23 protein-coding genes and 1 tRNA gene are annotated in these 22391 nt (G+C 69.8%); 14 read left to right on the top strand and 10 right to left on the bottom strand.

What is annotated here, in order from left to right; genetic code table 11:
- Nucleotides 1–4: 4 nt before the first annotated feature.
- Together G7070_RS10345 and G7070_RS10340 are read left to right on the top strand one after the other, a co-directional pair.
- Nucleotides 5–943, top strand: a complete 939-nt coding sequence (locus G7070_RS10345) for a LacI family DNA-binding transcriptional regulator (RefSeq protein WP_166233668.1) — start codon at nt 5–7, stop codon at nt 941–943.
- A gap of 121 nt (nt 944–1064) precedes the next feature.
- Nucleotides 1065–2318: a polysaccharide deacetylase family protein gene (locus G7070_RS10340; protein ID WP_166233667.1), complete on the top strand. Its 1254-nt coding sequence runs from the start codon at nt 1065–1067 to the stop codon at nt 2316–2318.
- Between the two features lie 10 nt (nt 2319–2328).
- On the opposite strand, the gene G7070_RS10335 is transcribed toward G7070_RS10340, so the two are convergent.
- Nucleotides 2329–2985: a metal-dependent transcriptional regulator gene (locus G7070_RS10335; protein ID WP_166233666.1), complete on the bottom strand. Its 657-nt coding sequence runs from the start codon at nt 2983–2985 to the stop codon at nt 2329–2331.
- Nucleotides 2985–4181, bottom strand: a complete 1197-nt coding sequence (locus G7070_RS10330; protein WP_246227011.1) for an Nramp family divalent metal transporter — start codon at nt 4179–4181, stop codon at nt 2985–2987. The genes G7070_RS10335 and G7070_RS10330 overlap by 1 nt, the downstream gene beginning before the upstream one ends.
- A 200-nt stretch (nt 4182–4381) precedes the next feature.
- Between G7070_RS10330 and G7070_RS10325 the strand changes: the two genes are divergently transcribed.
- The 6 genes from G7070_RS10325 (at nt 4382) to G7070_RS10300 (ending at nt 8294) form a co-directional block, all read left to right on the top strand.
- Entirely contained in the window at nt 4382–5131 is a 750-nt protein-coding gene (locus G7070_RS10325; protein ID WP_166233664.1) for an IclR family transcriptional regulator, read from the top strand.
- A 106-nt stretch (nt 5132–5237) separates the two neighbouring features.
- Nucleotides 5238–6269: a thiamine pyrophosphate-dependent dehydrogenase E1 component subunit alpha gene (locus G7070_RS10320; RefSeq protein ID WP_166233663.1), complete on the top strand. Its 1032-nt coding sequence runs from the start codon at nt 5238–5240 to the stop codon at nt 6267–6269.
- Between the two features lies 1 nt (nt 6270).
- Nucleotides 6271–7296, top strand: a complete 1026-nt coding sequence (locus G7070_RS10315; RefSeq protein WP_166233662.1) for an alpha-ketoacid dehydrogenase subunit beta — start codon at nt 6271–6273, stop codon at nt 7294–7296.
- A complete protein-coding gene (locus tag G7070_RS10310; RefSeq protein WP_166233661.1) occupies nt 7293–7526 on the top strand; it encodes a lipoyl domain-containing protein in 234 nt (77 codons plus the stop codon). Before G7070_RS10315 ends, G7070_RS10310 begins: the two co-directional genes overlap by 4 nt.
- 252 nt (nt 7527–7778) lie before the next feature.
- On the top strand, nt 7779–8003 hold the full coding sequence (locus G7070_RS10305; RefSeq protein ID WP_166233660.1) for a DUF2188 domain-containing protein: 225 nt from the start codon (nt 7779–7781) through the stop codon (nt 8001–8003).
- Between the two features lie 126 nt (nt 8004–8129).
- Entirely contained in the window at nt 8130–8294 is a 165-nt protein-coding gene (locus tag G7070_RS10300; protein ID WP_166233659.1) for a hypothetical protein, read from the top strand.
- A 7-nt stretch (nt 8295–8301) separates the two neighbouring features.
- Here the strand turns inward: G7070_RS10300 and G7070_RS10295 are convergent, their stop codons facing one another.
- From G7070_RS10295 to G7070_RS10265, 7 genes are all read right to left on the bottom strand, one after another.
- Complete coding sequence (locus G7070_RS10295; RefSeq protein WP_166233658.1) at nt 8302–8493, bottom strand: hypothetical protein; 192 nt, start codon at nt 8491–8493, stop codon at nt 8302–8304.
- An 84-nt stretch (nt 8494–8577) separates the two neighbouring features.
- A complete protein-coding gene (locus G7070_RS17830) occupies nt 8578–9000 on the bottom strand; it encodes a class I SAM-dependent methyltransferase (protein ID WP_206079723.1) in 423 nt (140 codons plus the stop codon).
- A 10-nt stretch (nt 9001–9010) separates the two neighbouring features.
- Complete coding sequence (locus G7070_RS10285) at nt 9011–11506, bottom strand: DEAD/DEAH box helicase (protein WP_166233657.1); 2496 nt, start codon at nt 11504–11506, stop codon at nt 9011–9013.
- 7 nt (nt 11507–11513) lie between these two features.
- A complete protein-coding gene (locus tag G7070_RS10280; RefSeq protein WP_166233656.1) occupies nt 11514–11768 on the bottom strand; it encodes a hypothetical protein in 255 nt (84 codons plus the stop codon).
- Nucleotides 11765–13288, bottom strand: a complete 1524-nt coding sequence (locus G7070_RS10275) for a site-specific DNA-methyltransferase (protein WP_166233655.1) — start codon at nt 13286–13288, stop codon at nt 11765–11767. Before G7070_RS10275 ends, G7070_RS10280 begins: the two co-directional genes overlap by 4 nt.
- Before the next feature lie 110 nt (nt 13289–13398).
- Nucleotides 13399–13866, bottom strand: coding sequence for a hypothetical protein (locus G7070_RS10270; protein WP_166233654.1), 468 nt, complete (start codon nt 13864–13866; stop codon nt 13399–13401).
- Nucleotides 13867–14304, bottom strand: a complete 438-nt coding sequence (locus G7070_RS10265) for a hypothetical protein (RefSeq protein WP_166233653.1) — start codon at nt 14302–14304, stop codon at nt 13867–13869.
- Between the two features lie 247 nt (nt 14305–14551).
- Between G7070_RS10265 and G7070_RS10260 the strand changes: the two genes are divergently transcribed.
- Nucleotides 14552–14746 carry a hypothetical protein gene (locus G7070_RS10260; RefSeq protein WP_166233652.1) on the top strand — a complete coding sequence of 65 codons (195 nt, stop codon included), beginning with the start codon at nt 14552–14554 and terminating at the stop codon, nt 14744–14746.
- Between the two features lie 221 nt (nt 14747–14967).
- On the opposite strand, the gene G7070_RS10255 is transcribed toward G7070_RS10260, so the two are convergent.
- Nucleotides 14968–15053: transfer RNA gene (locus G7070_RS10255), tRNA-Leu, on the bottom strand.
- A 332-nt stretch (nt 15054–15385) separates the two neighbouring features.
- On the opposite strand from G7070_RS10255, the gene treY reads away from it, so the two are divergent.
- The 5 genes from treY to G7070_RS10230 all read left to right on the top strand — a co-directional run bounded on the left by treY (nt 15386) and on the right by G7070_RS10230 (nt 22188).
- Nucleotides 15386–17848, top strand: a complete 2463-nt coding sequence (treY, locus tag G7070_RS10250) for a malto-oligosyltrehalose synthase (RefSeq protein ID WP_246227009.1) — start codon at nt 15386–15388, stop codon at nt 17846–17848.
- A gap of 289 nt (nt 17849–18137) precedes the next feature.
- Nucleotides 18138–19610 (top strand): malto-oligosyltrehalose trehalohydrolase, encoded by a 1473-nt coding sequence (treZ, locus tag G7070_RS10245; RefSeq protein ID WP_246227007.1) that lies wholly within the window; start codon nt 18138–18140, stop codon nt 19608–19610.
- A 130-nt stretch (nt 19611–19740) separates the two neighbouring features.
- Entirely contained in the window at nt 19741–20448 is a 708-nt protein-coding gene (locus G7070_RS10240) for an FHA domain-containing protein (RefSeq protein ID WP_166233651.1), read from the top strand.
- The gene (locus G7070_RS10235) at nt 20441–20926 is read left to right on the top strand and encodes an FHA domain-containing protein FhaB/FipA (RefSeq protein WP_166233650.1); all 486 of its coding nucleotides are present in this window, start codon (nt 20441–20443) and stop codon (nt 20924–20926) included. The genes G7070_RS10240 and G7070_RS10235 overlap by 8 nt, the downstream gene beginning before the upstream one ends.
- A 2-nt stretch (nt 20927–20928) precedes the next feature.
- Nucleotides 20929–22188, top strand: a complete 1260-nt coding sequence (locus tag G7070_RS10230) for a PP2C family protein-serine/threonine phosphatase (RefSeq protein ID WP_246227914.1) — start codon at nt 20929–20931, stop codon at nt 22186–22188.
- The last annotated feature ends 203 nt before the right edge of the window (nt 22189–22391 follow it).

The following is a 22391-nucleotide window of genomic DNA, read 5'->3' as shown; positions in this document are numbered from 1 at the left end:
CGAGGTGGCGCGGGTCGTCGGGGTGTCCGCCTCGACGGTCTCGCGCGCCTTCAACGCGCCGAACCTGCTCCGGCCGGAGACGGTCGCGCGGATCGTCGCGACCGCCGAGTCGATGGGGTACGTGCCCAACCGGCACGCGCGCGCCCTGGTGACCGGCAAGACCGGCCTGCTCGGGCTGATCGTCCCCGACGTCACCAACCCGTTCTTCCCGCCGCTGATCCGGGCGGCGCAGCGCACCGCCGAGGCCGCGGGCCTGGCCCTGCTGACCGTCGAGAGCAACTCGGTGCCCGACCGGGAGCGGGCGCACATCGCCTCGCTGGTGCCGCACTGCGAGGGGCTCATCATCGCCTCGTCGCGGCTCACGCCCGAGGAACTGCGGCAGGTCGGGGCGGCGACCCGGCTCGTCCTGGTCAACAACGACACCACCGAGGTCGCGCGCGTCCTCGTCTCGTCCGCGGACGCCCTGGCCGAGGGGATCCGCCACCTGGTCGACCAGGGTGCGCGCTCGTTCTGCTACGTCGGCGGCCCGCACCGCTCGTGGTCGGAGTTCGAGCGCCGCTCCACCCTGGAGCGGCTCGCCGACGAGCTCGGCCTGTCGACGACGTACCTGCGCGACGAGTCCGGCACCTACCACGAGGCCCGCAGCATGGCCGCCGGCTTCCCCTCCGAGGTGGACGCCTTCATCGCCTTCGACGACGTCATCGCCTGCGGCGTCCTGGACGGCCTGTCCGATCGCGGCGTCTCCATCCCCGCCGACACCTCCCTGCTGGGCTGCGACGACGCGCTGCCGATCCAGACGCGGCCGCGCCTGTCGACGATCCGGCTCCCCGCCGCCGAGGCGATCGCCGAGGCCGTGTCGATGATCACCTCCACCACGGGCGACACCGTGCCCGAGCGGCGCGTCCTGCTGCCCGGGACGCTGATGCTGCGCGAGACCACCTGAGCCTGCCGCCGGTATGCGCCGGCCCGCTCGGTCGCGGCCTGGCGCGCCACACGGGCGAACGTCCTTGCCGTTCCGGGGTACGGGGTTAGCCTGAGAGGCAACGCCCGCTGAACGGAACGCCATGACCGCGGATCGACCCACACGACTCGACCGACGAGCCTTCCTCGCCCTGGCCGCGGGCGTCGGCGTGTCCGGCTGCGCCGTCGTCCGCCCCGGACCCGCGGGTGCCCCGACCGCATCGCCGCCGCCCGCGGCCTCGCCGGGCACCCCGTCGCCGGGCAGCCCCTCGCCCACCTCGCCGGGCACCGCGTCGCCCTCGCCCTCCCCCACCGGGACGCCCCGGGTGCGGCTCGGCGCCCCCATCGGGGACGGCTCGCAGGCCCCGTCGCCGGACCCGCAGCCCTTCCAGCGGCCGATCACGCGGCTGCGGCCCGGCGAACGCCCGCCGCAGTTCGTGGTGTTCAGCTGGGACGGCGCCTCCGGCAACCAGGACGCGATCCTCGACTACGTGCGCGCCGCCCGCGCCGTCGACGGCACCCAGACCATGTTCCTCTCGGCGCTGTACTTCCTGCCCAAGTCGAAGCGGACCCAGTACCAGCCGCCGCGGCGCCCGGCCGGGGACTCCCAGATCTCCTTCATGTCGGACGCGACCGTGCGCCGCACGATCATCGACATCTCCGCGGCGTGGGCCGCCGGCAACGAGATCGGGACGCACTTCTGCGGGCACTTCTCCGACCCGAACGGCGTGCCGTCGTGGACGTCGGCCGACTGGGAGCAGGAACTCAGCCAGGTCGACAAGCTCGTCACGACGTGGCGCACGATCACCGGCTGGACCGACATCGACCCGCTCCCGTTCGACCACCGCCGCGAACTCGTCGGCGGCCGCACCCCCGAGCTCGCCGGCCGCGCGACGCTGCTGCCCGTGATCGCGAAGCGCGGCTGGCGCTACGACTCCTCCGGCGTCCGACCGCGGCAGGCCTGGCCCGCCAAGGACCGCTACGGCCTCTACGACATGTCGATGTTCCAGATCCCGTTCCGGGGCGGGCGCATCATCCCGATGGACTACAACTTCCTCGTGGTCCAGGCGGGCGGGAAGACCAACGGCGGGTCGGCGTCCCAGCGGCGGACGTGGAAGGCCGAGCACGCCGACGCGCTGCGCAACGCGCTCCAGCTGTGCCTGCGCGGCAACCGGGCCCCGCTGATCCTGGGCAACCACATGACCCCGTGGGTCGGTGGCGTCTACCAGGAGAACCTGCTCGCCCTGATGACCGAGTTCGGTAGGACCCCCGAGGTCCAGCTCGTGAGCCACCGCTGGCTGTGCGACTGGCTGGACGCCCAGGACCCGGCCGTGCTGCAGGCGCTGCAGAAGGCGTGACGCGCGGGCGTCAGTCCTGGGGCGGCAGCACCCGGACGTCCCGCTCGGCGGCGCCCAGGTCGAGCGGGTCCCCCGCGGCGTCGGCGTACCCGCCGTCCGGACGCACGGTCAGCATCGAACCCGGGCGGACGCCGAGCGCCTCCAGCCGCGCCAGCACGGCCGGGTCGGCGTCCGAGACGCGCACGACGCGGTGGGGGCCCGGGGCGGCGTCCGGCAGGGCGATCGCGCCGGGCGGAGCCGGGCGCCGGCCGTCCGGGGTGGGGATCGGGTCGCCGTGCGGGTCGGCGGTCGGGTGGCCGAGCAGCGCGTCGATGCGGTCGAGGAACCGGTCGGACGCGGCGTGCTCGAGCCGCTCGGCGTCGTCGTGGACCTCGTCCCAGCTGTAGCCCAGGACGTCGGCCAGGAAGCACTCGATGAGCCGGTGGCGCCGCACCATCGCCAGCGCCAGCCGCTCCCCCAGCGCGGTCAGGGTGACGGGCCGGTACGGCTCGTAGTCGACCAGCCCGTGGCCGTGGAGGCGGCGCATGACGTCGGACACGTTGGCGCGGCTCGTCCCGAACCGGTCGGCCAGCCCGGTCGTCGTGATGGGCGGGTCGCCCCACTCGACGGCCGACCAGATCACCTTGAGGTAGTCCTGCATGACCGGCGTCAGCTCGTCGGCCTCCATCAACCACCTCCGGTCAGCGTCAATCCGATCAGGGCCACGTTCAGCGCGACGACGAGCCCGACGACCACCCAGGCCACGACCTGCAGCCCGCGCGGGTTGGTGAAGTCTCCCATGAGCGCCCGGTCGCTGCTCAGCCGGACCAGCGGCGCCAGCGCGAAGGGGATGCCCAGACTCAGCACCACCTGGCTCATCACCAGCGCCCACGTGGGGTTGACCCCCGTGGCCAGGATCACCAGCGCGGGGATCAGGGTGAGCGCGCGCCGGGCGAGCATCGGGACGCGCACGTGCAGCAGGCCGGCCATGATCGTCGCGCCGGCGAAGCAGCCCACCGAGGTGGAGGCGAGCCCCGAGGCCAGCAGCCCGACGGCGAACAGGGTGCCGATGACGGACCCGAGCGTCCCGCTGATGGCCGCGTGCGCGCCCTCGATCGAGTCGGTGCCGCCCACGCCCTGCAGGCTGGCGGCGGCCAGCAGCAGCATGGCGATGTTCACGGCCCCGGCGACGATCATGGACGCCAGCACGTCCCAGCGGGTCGCGCGCAGCAGCCGCGGCAGTTCGTGCGGCTGGTGGCCGTGCCGGTCGCGCGCGAGCGCCGAGTGGACGTAGATGGCGTGCGGCATCACCGTCGCGCCGAGCATGCCGGCCGCCAGCAGCACCGACTCGGTCCCCGCGAAGCGCGGCACCAGGCCGGACGCCGCCGCGGGCCACGACACGTCGCTGACGAACAGCCCGGCCATGAAGCCCACGGTGATGATGAGCAGCAGGCCCATCACGACGAACTCGAACGGGCGCTGCCCCCGGCGGGTCTGGATCGCGAGCACCAGCATCGACACGACGCCGACGATCAGGCCGCCCCACACCAGCGGCAGCCCGAACAGGATGTTCAGCGCGATCGCCCCGCCGAGCACCTCGGCCAGGTCGGTCGCCGCGGCGACGAGCTCGGCCTGGGCCCAGTAGGCGAGGCGGGGGCCCCGGCGCAGGCGGCGTCCGAGCAGTTCGGGCAGGCTCGAACCGGTGACGAGCCCCGTCTTGGCCGACAGGTACTGCACCAGCAGCGCCATGACGTTGGCGCCGACCAGCACCCAGACCAGCAGGTAGCCGTACCGGGCGCCCGCCGTCAGGTTGGCCGCGACGTTGCCGGGGTCGACGTAGGCGATGGCGGCCACGAAGGCCGGCCCCCACAGCCAGGTGCGCACGCCGGGACGCCGGGGCGCGGCCGCCGGCTGAAGCCCCGCGTCGCGGGAGAGAACACCATCCTGCACAAGAGTTAAGGTACCTTAACTCCGCCCGTGCGGCTGCCGTTCCGCGACGGACGCGCCCGGCGCCTCGTCCCCGGTCGGGCCTTGACCGGGGCGCGGCGCGCCGCCTAGCGTCGAGCAACGGCGGGGAGGGACGCATGGCCGCGGAGCCCACACTGATCAACTCGGTCATCCGCGCCCTGACGCTGCTCGAAACCGTGGGGGACGCCGGGCGTCCGGTCACCGCCAAGCAGCTGTCGCGGCTCACCGACATCCCGCTGCCGACGGCCTACCACCTGCTGCGCACCCTGGTGCACGAGGGCTACCTCGTCCGCAGCGACGGCGGCTACGTCATGGGCGACCAGGTCGGCCACCTGGCCCGCGCGCAGCGCGCCAACGCCATCCCGCAGCGGGCCCGCCACGTGCTGCGGACGCTGCAACAGCAACTCGGCGCCGCCGCCTACCTGGCGTTCCTCGACGACGGCGAGATCGACATCGTCGACATCGTGGACGCCCCGGGCGCGCCGCGGACGGACCTGTGGGTCGGCCTGCACGAGGCCGCCCACGCCACCGCGCTGGGCAAGGCGATCCTCGGGGCGCTCCCCGACGAGCGGCGCGCGGACTACCTGGCGCGGCACCCGCTGCTCGACCTGACCCCGCACACCCACACCAACCGGCGCGCCCTGCTGGCCGAACTCGACGCCGAGCCGGGCATCGCCGTCGACATCCAGGAGTACGCGCTGGGCACCACCTGCATCGCGGCGGCGGTCCCCGGGTCGCACGCCGTGGGGGCCGTGGCGGTGTCGCTGCCGACCACCAACCTGGACACCGCGCTGGCGCACCGCTCGACGCTCCGGCGGGCCGCCAGCCTGCTCTCACTCGCCCTCGAGGCGGACCGCCTCGGCTGACCGGCACCGGGGCGACGGCGTTCTATCACCATGTGAAACAACCGGTCTGGCTGGGGCGGACGCCGCGGGAGACAGTGGGGTGAACCACCAACGAAGGAGGTTCACCATGACCGAGCCAACCGGCGCCTCGGCCACGCTCGACTCGCCCACCACACTCACGCAGCAGGACCGGCTCGCGCTGTACGAGCAGATGGTGCTGATCCGCACCTACGAGCTCGCCATCCAGCGCGAGTACCACGCCGACAAGGGCCCCGGCTTCGACATCGGCAAGGGCCTGATCCCCGGCGAGATGCACCTGGCCGCCGGGCAGGAGCCGGTGGCCGTCGGCGTGTGCGCCCACCTGACGGGTGACGACGCCGTCACCGCGACGCACCGCCCGCACCACTTCGCGATCGCCCACGGCGTCGACCTGGACGCCATGACCGCCGAGATCTTCGGGCGCGAGACCGGCCTGGGCAAGGGCCGCGGCGGGCACATGCACCTCTTCGACCCGGCCGTGCACTTCTCGTGCTCGGGGATCATCGCCGAGGGCTACCCGCCGGCGCTAGGTCAGGCGTTCGCGTTCCAGCGGCGCGGCACCGACCGGATCGCCGTCGCGGCGACCGGCGAGGGCGCCGCCAACCAGGGCGCGTTCCACGAGTCGCTGAACCTGGCGGCCCTGTGGAAGCTGCCGGTGGTGTTCGTCGTCGAGGACAACGCGTGGGGCATCTCGGTGCCGCGCTCGGCGTCCACCGCGATCCCCTCGAACGCCGACCGGGCGGCCGCCTACGGCATCCCCGGCGTCCGGGTGGAGGACAACGACGTCGAGGCCGTGCACGCGGCCGCCGCGGAGATGGTGCAGCGCGCGCGCAGCGGCGGCGGCCCGTCCCTGCTGGAGGTCTCGACGCTGCGCATGCTGGGGCACTTCGAGGGCGACGCGCAGGGCTACCGTCCGGAGCTGGCCGACGTGGCCGAGCACGACCCGATCCCCCGCTACGAGGCGGCGCTCGTCGCCGACGGCGTCCTGGACGACGCGGCCAAGCAGCGGATCGCCGCGGCGGCGTCCGAGCGCGTCGAGGCGGCGATCAGCCACGCCAAGGACAGCCCACTCCCCGACCCGGCCGAGGCGACGCGGTACGCGTTCGCGAAGGAGGCATGACATGACCACGACGACAGCGGCCCCCACCCGGCGGCTCAACACCAGCAAGGCGATGGCCGAAGCGATCGCCCAGGAGATGCGGGCCAACCCCGAGGTGCTCTACCTGGGCGAGGACGTCGGCAGCTACGGCGGCATCTTCGGCTCCACCGGCGGCCTGCTGGAGGAGTTCGGACCGACCCGCGTCATCGACACGCCCATCTCCGAGACGGCGTTCATCGGCCTGGGCATCGGCGCGGCCGTGGAGGGCATGCGTCCGATCGTGGAGCTGATGTTCGCCGACTTCATGGGGGTGTGTCTGGACCAGATCTACAACCACATGGCGAAGATCCACTTCGAGTCCGGTGGCAACGTGAAGGTGCCGATGGTGCTCACCACCGCCGTGGGCGGCGGCTACTCCGACGGCGCGCAGCACAGCCAGTGCCTGTGGGGGACGTTCGCGCACCTGCCCGGCATGAAGGTCGTCGTGCCGTCGAACCCGGCGGACGCCAAGGGCCTGATGGCGTCGGCGATCCGCGACGACGACCCGGTGGTGTTCATGTTCCACAAGGGCGTCATGGGGCTGCCCTGGATGGCGAAGAACCCGCGGTCGATCGGCGTCGTACCCGAGGGCGAATACCTGGTCCCGATCGGGAAGGCGGCCGTGGCCCGCGAGGGCACCGACGTCACCGTCGTGACGCTGTCGCTGTCGGTGCACCACGCCCTCGACGTGGCCGAGAAGCTCGCCCAGGACGGGATCTCGGTCGAGGTCATCGACCTGCGCACCGTCGTCCCGCTGGACCGCGCGGCCATCCTCGCCTCGGTGGGCAAGACCGGACGCCTCGTGGTCGTCGACGAGGATTACCAGTCGTTCGGGCTGTCGGGCGAGATCGTCACCACCGTGGTGGAGTCCGATCCCGGGCTGCTGAAGGCGCCGCCGAAGCGGATCACCATGGCGGACGCCCCGATCCCCTACGCCCACGTCCTGGAGTACGCGGTGCTGCCGCGCCAGGAGCGGATCGAGGCCGGCATCCGGGAGGTGCTCGCATGACGGAACTGACGTTCCCGCAGATGAGCCCGGAGCGTCCGGACGCGACCGGCGTCCTGGCCACCTGGTACGCCGCGGACGGCGAGGCCGTCGGCGAGGGCCAGTTGGTCGGCGAGGTCCAGATGGACAAGGTGGACGCCGAGGTGTTCGCCCCCGTCGCGGGGACCATCACCCTGCTGGTCGCCGAGGGCGACGAGGTCGCCCAGGGCGCCCCGATCGCCCGGATCGCCTGAACCGTCTCCGTGCCCGCCGCGTCCGCGCGGCGGGCACGGTCGCGTCCGTGGGCGGCGTCCTGTCGGCCGCACGTCGCGGATCGGCAGTGGGTCGGGGTGGACGGTGCCAGACACCCCCAGCACCACTACCGCGACGACATCCTGAACCACTGGCGCACGGCGGCTTCTGCCCGTGAGTAACCCTCACTCCCGAGGAGTGTCAGTGGTGCCGTCCATGCTGGAGAAAAGACAAGCGTAGGAGGGAGGTGAATCATGGCCAAGGGCGACATCGAGACCTACCACGAGGACGGTCAGTGGAAGAACCGCGCGCAGGGGAACAGCCGGGCGAGCAACGTCCACGACACCAAGGCGTCAGCGCAGGCTGCTGGGCGCGAGATGGCCAAGGATCGGGGAGTGGAGCACTTCATCAAGAAGATGGACGGCACCATCGGTGAGAAGAACTCCTACGGGAAGGACTCCCACCCGCCGAAGGGCTGACCCACAACAGGAGCCCCGCGACTCACTCAGGTCGCGGGGCTCCTGTAGGTCTTCATGGAGGAGAGGGCAAGAGCACTTGGCCAGTAAGGATGAGGCTGTCCGACATCCGGGCTACAGTCCAGGCACATGATCGACACCGTGGCACAGCAGTCCCTCATCACAACCGTCTTCGAGGCGAGCAACGCAGCGCTCGACCGGCTCACCCACCTCATCCCCGACCTCGACCGGGACCGCACCGAGTACGCGCTGGCTTCGGTGCTGCTGGAGGAGGCATGGGTCGCGGGCGGCTAGGCCGATCTCAGGATCGGGGAGCCGCGCCGCCGCCTGCGAAGCCCTTATACGCACGGATGTCCCGCTTGGACTCCGGAAGCCCCTGTCGGCGGCGTTGGGCCTCAGCGCAGCGGTCCTCGCGCTCCTCAGCCTCGAACTCGGCATTGAGGGCCTCCAGTTCGGCCCGGAGGGTGTCGCCGGGCGTGTGGTGCTGGTTCATGACGGTCCCTCTCGGATCGGCCTTGCGTGGCTAGGTGCTATCGAGAGTAGGCACACAGGTGTACGACTGCTGTGCGCCCCGGCGTCAGCCTTGCTCCGGGCGCACAGCGTTGGCGATCTTCACCGCGACCTGCTCCAGCGTGTCCTCCCCAGTGCTCAGCCCCGAGCGGGATGCCAGCAACGGGCTCTCATCGCGCAGGTCCTCGTAAGAGATGCCGTGGACGACCGGAATCACTCGGTCCGTAGCCAGCAGTGCGGACAACTCCTTGCTTTGGAACCCCTCAGCCATCTTCAGAACGATCAGGGGCGAGCCGTCCGGATGGGTTCCTTCGGGGTCGGGCTCTTCATACGCACCGGCTCCCGCATATCCGTCGATGACCCAGACGGGTCGAGCGCGGTCCTGAGAGCCAACGGTGCTTGCGAATACTTTCGTGTACTCCCGCAGAAGCGCGTGCTTCAGAACGGCTGCGGGTTGACGCTGCTGGAAGAAGCCCTCATGCCTCGTCATTCGTCCATCCCTACTCCGGCTTCGTGCTCGTCAGCAGGGCGTTCCAGGAGCCTCCCGCCTGCTTGATGTCGGACTCGGTGGCGAACATGTACCGCCACGTGCCGAAGTCATCCTCGTCCCGCACAGCCCGTGCCCAGTCCTCGGCAGCCTTCTTCTTGCGCAGAACCGAGTCATCCTTGGCGTGATCGTTGGCCTTGCCCTCGATCAGCCAGCAGGTCCCATCCTTGTCGAGTGCGATGAAGTCGGGGAAGTAGTAGCCGTCCGTGGTGCGGATGAACGCCTGACCGTTGGTGTAGATGCGCACCCACCACTGGATGTTCGGATCGCGGTCCATGAGCAGGGCCAACTGCCACTCCGTGGTCCCGGCGTCGAAGGTGGCCATCGGCATGACGTTCTTCTTCCAGCCGACGTACTGGAGGCCCTTCTTGAACTTGGTCACGTTGTGGGCCATGGGGGCGTCCGGCTCCACCGTGACGGGCTCCAGTGGCAGCGTGATGCCGACGAACTCGAACGACTCCTGCCGGGGCCGGTTGGTGATCTTGTCCCGGATCATCGACCGCATGCCCTCCACGGCCTGCTGGCGGCGCTTGGTGCCCCACTCAGCGGTCTCGTCGTCGCTGGTGACGCCTGCGCCCTTCAGGAACGCCTTCACCAGGCGCTTCGCGGCGTTCTTGGACGCCTTCTCCGCCGGAACTTCCGGCTGCTGCATGATCGCGGCTGTCAGTTCCTCGTGCACCACGTCCAGGCCGGCCAAGGTCTGTTGGGCCTCCGCCGTTCCCTGCGGGGTGCTGATGATCTGCACCTGATCACCCGTCCGCTTGGCCTCCAGTGCGTCCCGGAAGATGAAGGTGGGCACCTCCTTGATGAAGGCCACCCCTGCTTTCTCGGCGTCACCGTCCGGGATGTCGGACAGTGAGAAGGGCGAGTGCACCAGTCGAGACTCGCGTCGGGGGAAGATGATCTGCGGAGCACCCTCGACGCGGTACTGCGGCTCGGGGACCTTGGTCTCCACCCGCTGCTCGGTCTCCTCGAAGATAAGACCAGGATTCGGCTGGTAGTCCTCGTCCTGGGCGGACTCGTCCTCCTCCAGTTCGAAGAGGGTCCACTGGCCCGGGGCAGGAGTCAGGCTGCTGCTGCCTCCGGCACCACCGACCTGCCCGGGCTCGGGTGAACCCGTACCGGGGTCTACGGGGACGGGCTGGTTCGGGTCGACCTCGGCGCTGGTGGCGAAGCCCTGATCGTCCACCTCCACCGCCGTCGATGGGAGTTGGATTCGCTGTCGGAGCACGTCCTTCTGGGAGAGCAACTGCTGGTAGGAGTCGTGTGCCACGAGGTCGACCTGGTCGACATCCGCGATACCAGTGCGTTGCCCGAAGGGCAGCCGCAGGCCACGGCCAAGAATCTGCTCCGTCAGGGTCTGGGAGGCCAGCCTCCGCAAGGCCACGATGACCGCGATGTTCTTGACGTCCCAGCCCTCGCGGAGCATGTTCACGCTGACGATGGCGCGGATCGGAGAGTCCGGCTCCTCGACCTTCGCCAGCGCCTCCAGAGCCTCGTCGGAGGACTGAGAGGTGATCTCCAGCACCTGCGAGCCGTCCCCGATCATGCCCGGCTGTGCGAGCAACTGACCGACCTCGGTGGCGTGCTCGATGGTCTGACAGACAACGAACAGCACTGGTTTGACCGCAGGAGCATCAGGACTGGTTTGGCGATAGACCCCGTAGGACTTCTCCTTGTGCCCGAGCAACTGGCACGCGTCCTGCAACTGCGTCCGCTCGTCCTTCGTGCCGTCCTTCCGGTAGACGATGACCGGCACCTTCACATGCCCGTCAGCGATGGCCTCGCCCAGCGTGTACTGGAAGATCACCTTGGTGTAGTCGTCCTTGTCGGGCGTGGCAGTAAGGCCGACCAGGGCGACCGGGCCCAGGTCGCGGATGGCTGCCGAGAACGCCTTGGCCTTCTCCCGGTAGACGTGGTGCTCGTCCGCGATGACGAAGAGGTCGTCGGCATTGGTCAGGTGCGAGTAGAGCGCGTCCCCGAGGTTCTCGTCCTCATCACGGACTTTCCGGCTCACCTTGTCGGTGGGACGGATCAACTGCTGCACGTTGAAGACGAACACCTTCAGGCGCTTCGCGTCACGCAACACCGAACCGACGTTCGCCGCCTGGAAGTTGTCCGGCGTCACGATGAAGGGCGCGATGTCTGCCCCTGCCACGTACTTGTGCGAGGCAGCATCGAAGTTCATCAACGTCTTGCGCTGGATCGTGGAGCCCGGCGTCACCACCAGGACGTGGCGGACGCCTTGCTGCGCCAGATACTCGATCAGTGAGGACATCAAGAACGTCTTCCCGACGCCCGTGGCCAGGTCCGTGACCATCTCCTGAAGCCCCGAATGGCCATCAGCGATCCTCTGCACCACAGCCGACAGCGCGTTCTTGTTGGGATCGCGCAGGTCGAACCGGGCAGCGATCTCCTCGATCAGTGCCTCGTCGTAAGTGATATCCACAGCCACCTCAGTTCACCGTCCCCTTCGGGAACATGTCCTCGGGAGCCTTCTTCACCCGGGACCCGGGCGACAACTCCTGAAGCAGTTGGGCTGCTTCGGGAAGCACTCCCTTGGCGACAATCACAGCCTTCTCCTTCTGGCCCAGGTGCTCGACCACGGTCCGGACGACGCTCTGGTCAGCCACGCCGTCGATGACCGCGAGTCGCTGTCGGTTGCGGACGCCGCAGAAGACAGGATCGTCTGGAGTGAGGGTGAACTTCAACTGCCCAGCGATGGCCTTGGACCAAGCCCCGTTCGTCGCGTCGGGGACAGGAAGACCTGACCGTCCTCGTCATCCACCTCGTACATTGAGGGACCCATCTTCGACACGGTGAATCCGCCACCACCTTCCCAGAGAAGGGTCTTCTCGTCACAAGTCTTGGTCGCTGCGCGTAGGGCCTTCAGCGTCGCGGAATCAAGCATGTCCATCCCTTTCGCCGCCTTGGTCAAAAGAGAGTTGAACTTCTGGGCTTCTTGGGCCGTCATGCCATCGGGCAGTTCTTCGACCGCCACACGCTCAGAGGTAGACGTGATCCCACCAGGCTCCTCTCCACGTACGACGGCGGTCAGTCGCGGAGTGATGAAGCGATCAGCGTTGGACTGACTGAGTTCCACGGTCAGCCAGCGTCGCCCCATCTTGTGGGCCACTGCCGCCGTCGTGCCTGAGCCTCCGAAGAAGTCCATCACCAAGTCCCCCGGAGAGGTCGCGATGTGAACAACGCGCTCCAGCAGTCGTTCGGGCTTGGGTGTGTCGAAGACAGAATCCTCGCCAAAGAGCGCGCTGCTCTCCCGCTTTCCATCTGGATTCCCGCCAACCTCATCGGTCAGCCAGATCGTCATGGGGACCAGCCCATCGTCTTCTGTCGGGAACTTCTTCAAGCGCGGCTTGCCATCCCCGTTTCGGGGCCAATAGATCAGATCATCCGCGAGAAGTTCTTCGAAACGAGGCTTGGTGTATGTCCAGGCACGGTTCGGGGGCGGAGAGTGGACTACGCCAGTTGGAGTGGTGATGTCATAGAACTGCGACTGCGTTGCGTGGCCCGCCTGAGCAGACATCGGAACACTGCGCCAAGGACCCCGTGGGTCGTGGTCCGGATTGGCGAACCGTCCCATGTCCGGCAGTCGATGGCGCGCATGCTTCCAGACCTGAGCACCTTGGAGGGCGTACACCAAGATGTAGTCCTGACTTGAACTGAAGGCTGCGCGGTTGTCTCTGGATGTCTTCTTCTGCCAGACAATCGTCGTTACGAAGCGGTCGGCACCGAACGCCTCATCCAGCAACAGGCGCATGCGATGCACTTCACCGTCGTCCAGATGCACCCAGATCGACGCATCAGGTGTAAGAAGTGGCCCCATCTCGCTGATGCGGTCACGCATCAGAGTCAGCCAAATTGAGTGCTCCAACTGGTCGGCGTAGTTCTCGAACGTCTCTTCCGTGTTGAACGGCGGGTCGATGTAGACCAACTTGACCTGGCCCAGGTACTTGTCCGCGTACTCTGGGATCGTCCCCAGTGAGCGGAGGGCGTCTCCCGAGTCTCCGACGATGAGCAGGTTCTCGTTCGCCCCGGTCGGGCCGTCGATCTCACCGACCTGCTCCACGACCTCGATGGACTTGACCTCCAGGGCACGGGGGTCGCTTGGGTCCACCCAGGCATAGTCGTACTTGCCGTCCTCGACCGGGATGAGGGCAGAGTCCTTGCCCATCCAAGTGAGTTCGAGCCGTCCCTTGGGGCTGCGCTTCATGTACCTGCCTTGCTGCGTGTCAAAGCCCATTAGGGCCGCTCTTCTGATCGTAGGTGGCCAGGCCGACAGAACCGGCCAGGCTGGGCCGAGACCTGACTGACTCGAAGCGATCACTGAGCGCCTTCCGCCAGCCACGCCTCCACCTGGGGCAAGAGCGCCTCGACCTCCCCCTGCCGCACCGCCAGCGTCTTGACGAAACGTTGCTTGGCCACCAAGCCACTCCAGTCGATGTGCGCCCAGCCCTTCTGGTCGGCCTTGACCCTCATCTGCCTGACGAAGCGCTCGGGACTGATCCGCGCCAGCAGGAGCATCTCAGCCTGGGAGGCATGCAGAGGCTGCTCGTAGTTGCCCGAGCCGCCTGACTCGGCAGGCTTCCCCCGGGGCGGGTGGGCCGGGTTCCCAAAGGGCGTGGCCGGAAGGGCGAACCTGCTGGCACTGTCACAGTGCTTGTTGTCGACCTGGATGGGCTGCTGGCGGTTCGCGGACTGCGGACCGAATGCCAGACGGTGACTCCCGTCGAGGCGGCGCGCAGCGCCTTGTGCGACCTCCAGCGTGGGATCACCGATGGCCGCAACCACTCAGTCTCTTCCACTACCACTACTACTGGCACTACTACTACGTCGCGAACGTTCGTCGTCGGTTCGGACGGTATTCTCCTGCACGTTCGGGCGAACGTTCCCTCGAACACCGTTACCCTTCCTGCTTGCTCGGACGTTGCGCATCCTGTTTCGTGCCGCCTCACGCTCAGCCAGGCGCTGGTCCCGGCTCATCTGCTCGTCCCCGAACCCCAAGAGGTGGTAGCCCTCGATCTGGACACCACGGTCCTCGCGAACGGCAGGCTCCAGATAGCCCAGACGAAGCAACTCTTCAAGGCTGTCGGGCTGGTCAACCAGCGAGCGCATGAGCCTCTCGGAGACCCAGCCGTCAGTCAGGTCGTAGGCACAGTGCGCCGTCAGGAGAACACGGAGCCTAAAGGCCCCCGCGCTCATCACGTCAGTGAACACCTCATCCTCCAACCACGAGAATGGCAGTCGCGCTTAGCCTGCCTTTGCCGTGCTCACGACGCGCCCTCCGGGGCACAGATTGCCTGGTCAACGCCAGGTGTTAGCATGAAACCGCTCCTTTCGAGCGTCCTGGTAGGACTTCCGAAGCGCCCCCGGCCTCCGCCAAGAGATGGGGGCGTTTCGCTTGTCAGGACTTGGGGCCGTCCTCGGGAACCTGTCCGTTCTTCTCGATCCACTGGGACACGCCAACGTGGACGCCGTGAACACCCGCCTCATCATCAACATGCCCAGCGACTTCTATGAGCAGTGGACCGGGGAACCTGATCCCTACCTGCCTGACGACGAGGACCCGGCCTGGTGGGACGGCAACCATCCTCCACAGCCCACCCGGGCCGGACCACCTGAGTCCGACCCCACAACTTCCCCGGCCCAGCCGGAGCGCATCGCCTCGTAGTCCTCGCCTCAGTAGCCCCTGCCCGGAAACAGGTCCGGTCGGGGGCTTTCGTCGTCTCTGAGGACCTCCGGGAGGCTGACCATCACCGGATCGTCCCGGCTGGACACCGCGTTGGTGCCTCGCCCGCCCCCTGAGAGCCTGACAACGCAGAACCCCCGGCCCGGGTCTCCCCAGGCCGGGGGTTCTACTGAACAAATCGGGCTACTTGTACTAAATAGCCGTGGTGCGCGAGAGAGGAGTTGAACCTCCACGTCCTTTCGGACACACGGACCTGAACCGTGCGCGTCTGCCATTCCGCCACTCGCGCCTAGCTCCCTCTCGGGAACAGCCCGGCTAGCCTAGCACGGCCCGACGGCCAACTCCGAATCGGGCCGACAGGGATAGATTGGGGGCTCCTGACGCACCCGATCCTCGGAGGAAACGAGTGACCCAGACAACGGCCGTGAGCGAGACCCACCCCACGCACCTGCCCTCGACCGGACGCCGCACGCCGGTGTCCACCTACCGGCTGCAGCTGGGACCCGATCTCACCTTCGACCAGGCGCGCGAGCACCTGGACTACCTGGACGACCTCGGCGTCACCGACCTGTACCTCTCCCCATCCTGCAGGCCGCCCCGGGCAGCACGCACGGCTACGACGTGGTCGACCACTCGACCATCTCCGCCACGATCGGCGGGCGCGCCGGCTTCGAGCGGCTCGCCGCGGAGGCGCACGCCCGCGGCATGGGCGTCATCGTGGACGTGGTCCCCAACCACATGGGCGTGCCGACGCCGCTGTACTACAACAAGGCGCTGTGGTCGGTGCTCAAGGACGGCCCCGCGTCGCCGTACGCCGCCTGGTTCGACGGCACCGCCGAGGGCGCCGACGGCACGCTGATGCCCGTGCTCGGCGCCCGGATCGGCACGGTGCTGGCGAACAACGAGATCACGCTGGAGCAGCGCGTCGTCCCCGGCATGGAGGACGAGGGCCCCCAGCCGGTCCTGGTCTACTTCGACCACGTCTTCCCGGTGCGCGCCGGCACCGAGAACCTGCCACTGCCGCTGTGCGTCCAGGAGCAGTTCTACCGGCTGGCCTACTGGAAGGTGGCCGACGAGGAGCTCAACTTCCGCCGCTTCTTCGACGTGGACACCCTCGTCGCGGTCCGGGTCGAGGACCCCGAGGTGTTCGACGCCACCCACGCCCTGCTGCTGGACCTGTTCCACGCCGGCCACATCGACGCGTTCCGCATCGACCACCCCGACGGGCTGGCCGACCCGCGCGGCTACCTGCGTCGGCTGTCGATGGCCACCGGCGGCGCCTGGATCACCGCCGAGAAGATCCTGGAGGGCCACGAGGAACTGCCCGCCGACTGGCCGGTCGCGGGCACGACCGGCTACGACGCGAGCTGGCGGATCTCCGCGCTGCACTGCGACCCCAACGGGGCCGGCGACCTGGGCAACATCGCCCACGTGATCACCGGCGACATCCCCGGGACGCTGCCCGAGGTGATCACCACCTCCAAGCGCGAGGTCGCCACCACGAGCCTGTTCGCCGAGGTGCACCGCCTGGCGACGCTGGCCGACGCCATCTGCCGCGACGACATCATGCTGCGCGACCACACCTTCAGCTGGATCCGCGCCTGCCTCACCGAGATGATCGTCGCGCTGGACCGCTACCGCGCCTACATCGTCCCCGGCGAGCCGGCGCCCGAGGCGTCCATCGAGATCGTGAACGAGGCGGCCCGCCTGGCGCGGGCGAACCTCGACGAGGAGCTCCACGAGACCCTCGAGGTGGTCGTCGACCTGGTGCTGGGCCGCGAGGTCGGCGTCGAGGGACGCACGCAGCGCGTCCAGCGCGACGAGTTGGTCATCCGGTTCCAGCAGGTGTGCGGCGCCGTCATGGCCAAGGGCGTGGAGGACACCGCCTTCTACCGGTGGACCCAACTCGTCGCCCTCAACGAGGTCGGCGGCAACCCCGAGGCGTGGAGCATCAACCCCGACGAGTTCCACCAGTGGGCCTCCACCATGGCCCAGGAGTGGCCGGCGACCATGACGTGCGGCACCACGCACGACACCAAGCGCTCCGAGGACGTCCGCAGCCGCATCGGCGTCCTGTCGCAGTACTCCTCGGAGTGGCGCGCGCTGCTGACCAAGCTGCACCCCTACGCCGAGGGCGCGATCGAGGGCCACACCGAGAACCTGCTGTGGCAGACGCTGGCCGGCACCTGGACGGCCGAGGGCCCCATCGAGCGCGAGCGCCTCGAGGCGTACATGCTGAAGGCGTCGCGCGAGCAGAAGATCTGGACGTCCTGGACGCACGGCGACCCCGAGCGCGAGCACGAGCTGAGCGCGTTCATCGAGAAGCTGTACGCCGACGGCGACATCCTGGGCGCGTTCGCCGACTGGTACGAGTTCACCAACGACGCGGTGCGCACCTCGATCCTGTCGCGCAAGGCGATCCAGCTCACCTGCCTGGGGGTGGCGGACAACTACCAGAGCTGCGAGACGCTGCAGAACTACCTGGTCGACCCCGACAACCGCTCCGCGGCGGACTTCGAGGCGCTGGCCGCCACGGCGTCCGCCCTGGACGGCCGCGCGCCCCAGGACCTGGCCGAGGAGAAGCAGCACCTCACCCGCGAGATCTACCGGCTGCGCCGCCGCCGTCCGGACGCCTTCGTCGGCGCGACGGCCGCCTACCGGCCGCTGCCGGCCAGCACCGGGCACGCCGTGTGCTTCGCCCGCGGCGAGGACCCGCAGGTCGTCACCATCGCGGCCCGGCTGAACCGCGTGATCGAGACGCACGGCTTCACCGAGCACACCGTCGTCCTGCCCGCCGGCCGCTGGCGCGACGTCCTGACCGGCGCCGAGTTCGACGGCGGCAGCGTCCTGATCGCCGACCTGCTGAACCGCTACCCGGCGGCCGTCCTGGAGAAGACCGCGGACGCCGAAGCCGACGGCGACGCGCCGACCCCCGAGATCGGCATCCCGCTGTTCCGTCCGGGCGTGCGGCACCAGCCGACCCCGACCCAACGCGACGACGAGTCCGACGCCGAGGTGACCGGCCTGCTCGGCTGGCTCACCAAGCGGTTCTTCGACAAGCCCGAGGAAGGCCACCAGCCATGACCCCCGAGCACACCCCCGCCGCGGCGTCGACCCCCGGGCCGGCCGCACTCCTCCCGATCGAGGTGTGGGCGCCGGACGCCGAGTCCGTCACCGCGGTGCTGCCCGGCCGCGACGACGCCAGGATCCCGCTCGAGCGCGGCGAGGGCGGCCTGTGGACCTTCGCCCTGCCGCCCGACACCGACTACCTGCTCGCGGTGGACGGCGGCACCCCGCGCCCCGACCCGCGCAGCCCGCGGCAGCCCTACGGCGTCCACGACGCCAGCCGGACGTTCGACACCGCCGCGCACGCGTGGGGCGACGCCGGCTGGACGGGCGGCCGCGTCCTGGGCGGGGTGATCTACGAGCTCCACGTCGGCACGTTCACCCCGAGGGCACCCTCGACGCCGCCATCGGACGCCTCGACTACCTGGCGACCCTCGGCGTCGACGCCGTCGAGCTCATGCCGGTCGTCCCGTTCCCGGGCGACCGGGGCTGGGGCTACGACGGGGTCTCGCTCTACGCCGTCCACGAGGCCTACGGCGGGCCGGCCGCGCTGCAGCGGTTCGTCGACGCGGCCCACGCTCACGGTCTGGCGGTCGTCCTCGACGTCGTCTATAACCACTTCGGCCCCGCCGGGAACTACGCGCCCGTGTTCGGCCCGTACTTCACCGACAAGCACCACACCCCGTGGGGTAAGGCGATCAACCTCGACGACGCCGGCGCCGACGGCGTCCGGGCGTTCATCGTCGACAACGCGATCCGCTGGCTACGGGACTTCCACCTGGACGCCCTGCGCCTGGACGCCGTGCACGCCCTGGTCGACGACTCCCCGCGCCACATCCTGGCCGAGCTCGCCGACGCGGTCACCGCGCTGGAGGCCGAGACGGGGCTGCCCCGGACGCTGATCGCCGAATCGGACGAGAACCAGATCGCCACCATCACCCCGACCGCCGACGGTGGCCGGGGCATGGACGGCCAGTGGGCCGACGACATCCACCACGCCCTGCACGCGTGGCTGACCGGGGAGACGTTCGGCTACTACGTCGACTTCGGCAGCGAGGAGACCCTCCAGCGGGCCTTCGACCGGGTGTTCGTCCACGACGGCGGCTACTCCACGTTCCGCGGACGCGACTGGGGCGCCCCCGTGCCCGACGACGTCGAGCGGAGCCGGTTCGTCACCTTCACCCAGGACCACGACCAGGTCGGCAACCGTGGCCTGGGCGACCGCCCGGCCGCGACGCTGAGCCCCGAACAGGTCGCCGCCGGCGCCGCGCTGCTGCTGCTGTCGCCGTTCACCCCGATGCTGTTCCAGGGGGAGGAGTGGGGCACCACGACCCCGTTCCTGTTCTTCACCGACCACGAGCCCGAACTGGGCGCCGCCGTCACGAAGGGCCGCCAGAGCGAGTTCGCCGGGCACGGCTGGGAGGCGCTGTACGGCCCCGACCCGCAGATCCCCGACCCGCAGTCCCCCGACACCTTCGCGGCGTCGAAGCTGGACTGGGACGAGCTCACCACGCCGGAGCACGCGCCGATGCTGGCCTGGTACCGGACGCTGATGCGGCTCAGGAACGCGCACCTGGAGCGACCGGGGTTGGAGTCCTCGACCGCCCACGGCCCCGGCTGGTTCCGCCTGCAGCATGGCCCGCTCACGGTCATCGCCGCCCCGCACGCCGACACCGAGGCGCCGCTGCGCGGCACCCTCGTCGCAGCCTTCGGCGACGTCTCTGCGACCGCCGACGTCATCCGTCTGAGCACGCCTTCCGTGGCCGTCGTCCTGGAGTAGGCTCGCTGAACCGACAGCCGGTTCCTCGGTCACGAGGGGCGGGACGAAGGCCCGTGCGACGGGGCGAGCTAGGCTTGACCGGGCCCGTGCGCCGTGCGCGGGTGAGACGATGCGAGGTGAGGAGGGACACGTGGGCGTCTTCGACAACCTCGAACGCAAGCTGGAGGGCGTCGTGAACGGTGCCTTCGCGCGCGCCTTCAAGGGCGACGTGCAGCCCGTCGAGATCACCGCGCGCCTCCAGAAGGAACTGGACGCCGAGGCCCGCCTGCTGTCGCGCAACCGCAAGCTCGTCCCCAACGACTTCACCATCGGGCTGTCGAGCCACGACTACGACCGGCTCGTCCCCTACAGCCGCACCCTGAACCAGGACATCATCCCGCAGCTGCGGGAGTACGCGGCGAACGCCGGCTACGTCTTCAACGGGCCCGTGACGATCGCCTACGAGCAGGACGCCGAACTGCCGCTGGGCCAGTTCACCGTCGACAGCCAGGCCGTCGCCGCCGCGGCGACGCCCGCGACCACGACGTCGATCCGGCGCGCCGCGCTCGTGCTGGAGGTCAACGGCATCCGGCACCCGCTCACCGAGCCCGGCTTCACGCTGGGCCGCGGCACGGACGCCGACGTGCGCATCAACGACCCGGGCATCTCGCGGCTGCACGCCCGCGTGAGCGTCCACGGCCAGGGCGACCGCCCGCAGGTCAGCATCGAGGACATGGGGTCGACCAACGGCATCATCGTGGACGGCCGCCGCGTCCAGTCCGCGCCGCTGCGCGAGGGCTCCCGCATCGAGCTCGGCAACACGCGGATGCTGGTGAGGTCGCCGGTGACCGATGTCTGAGCTGTTGGTCTTCGCCCTCAAGTTCGCCTTCCTGGCGCTGCTGTGGGTCTTCATCCTCTTCACGGGCGCCGTGATCCGCTCCGACCTGTTCGGGCGCCGCGTCCCGGCCAACGCCGTCGAGGCACCGCACCCGGCGCAGCAGGCCGCCGAGCCGCGCACGAAGCGCCGCGCCCGCGCGGCCGCCCAGGTCGTGCCGACGACGCTGCGGATCACGCGCGGCAAGCAGGCCGGCCTCACGATGGCGCTCGGCGATCAGCTCAAGATCGGCCGCAGCGCCGACTGCCAGCTGATCCTCGACGACGACTACGTCTCGACCCGGCACGCCCGCATCTACCGCAGCGGCCAGGGCTACGTCGTGGAGGACCTCGGCTCGACCAACGGCACCTACCTCAACAACGAGCGACTCAGCGGGCCGACCCGCTTCACACCGGCCGACACGCTGCGGATCGGGCGGACCCTGCTCACCGTGGAGGCGTGAGCATGGCGTTGACGCTGAGCTACGACGCCCACTCCGAGATCGGGCTGGTGCGCACCACCAACCAGGACTCGGCGTACGTCTCCCCCACGATGCTGATGGTGGCCGACGGCATGGGCGGCGCCGCCGCCGGCGACCTCGCCTCCGCGATCGCGACCTGGGAGCTGGAGCGCACCGACGCCGAGCTGGACGCCCGCGTGGCGGCCGCCCGGGCCGAGCGGGAGGCGTCCGGCGAGCCCGTCCCGACCGGCGAGGACGAGCCGGGCGAACTGGTCGACGTGCTGACGGTGCTCGCGAGCACGCTGGCCCGCGCCAACGACCGCCTCATCGAGCGCGTCGAGGACGACCCGGGCCTGGCCGGCATGGGCACCACCGTCTGCGGCTTCGTGCTCGCCGACGACCGGCTCGCCGTGGTCAACATCGGCGACTCCCGCGCCTACCTCGTCCGCGACGGCAGCCTCCACCGCGTCACCCGCGACCACTCCTGGGTGCAGTCGCTGGTCGACGAGGGCCGGATCAGCGAGGAGGAGGCGCTCGAGCACCCCCACAAGAACCTGGTGCTCAAGGTGCTCAACGGCGCCGCCCAGCACGAGCCCGACCTGGGTTGGCTCGACATCCGCGTCGGCGACCGCCTCATGATCTGCTCCGACGGCCTGTGCGGGCTCGTCACGGACGCCGCCATGGCGCCCGTCCTCACCGCGGGACTGCCGCGCGGCGAGACCATCGACCGCCTCGTGGGGCTGGCGCACGCCGCGGGCGGCCACGACAACATCACCATCGTCCTGGCGGACGTCGAGGACGGCGGGCCGGCCGGCGCCCCGAGGCGTTCGGCGCCGCCGACAGCCTCGGCGGACCCGACAGCGCCGAGCACACCCTGTCGTTCTCGGCGGCCGACGTGGACCCCGAGGGCGTCCAGGAGCGCGCCATCACCGAGGCCGAGCGCTACGCGCTCACCGGGCGGCGCAGGCCGTCCACGTGGCTCAAGATCAGTCTGGCCGTGCTCGTGCCGGTCCTCGCCCTCGTCGGCGGCGGCACGCTGTGGTACCAGTACACCCAGACCCAGTACTTCATCGGCCCGTCGCAGGAGTACGTGGCGCTGTTCCGCGGCGTGCCCGACCGGGTGCTCGGCCAGGACCTCTCCTCGCTCATCGAGGCCGACAAGGACACCCGCGTCGGCGACCTGCCGCCCTACTACGCCGAGCGCGTCCGCTCCACGATCCGGGTCGGCGACCTGGACTCCGCCCGCTCCACCATGGGCGAGCTGAAGGAGAAGGCGGCGATCTGCGTGGCGCAGCGCGAGCAGCGCGCCCGCGCCACCGCGACGCCCACGCCCAGTCCCACCCCGAGCCCGACGATCGACGGCGTCCCGCTCGACCCCGCGAGCCCGCAGCCCACCGACACCGCCTCGCCGGGGGTGACCGCCACCCCGTCCCCAGCGTCACGCCGATCACGCCGCCGGAGGACTGCT

This window comes from Propioniciclava coleopterorum (genome assembly GCF_011393335.1).
Classification (GTDB): domain Bacteria; phylum Actinomycetota; class Actinomycetes; order Propionibacteriales; family Propionibacteriaceae; genus Propioniciclava; species Propioniciclava coleopterorum.
Note: the sequence above shows the minus strand (reverse complement) of the source record. Positions and strands in the feature narration are given on the sequence as shown.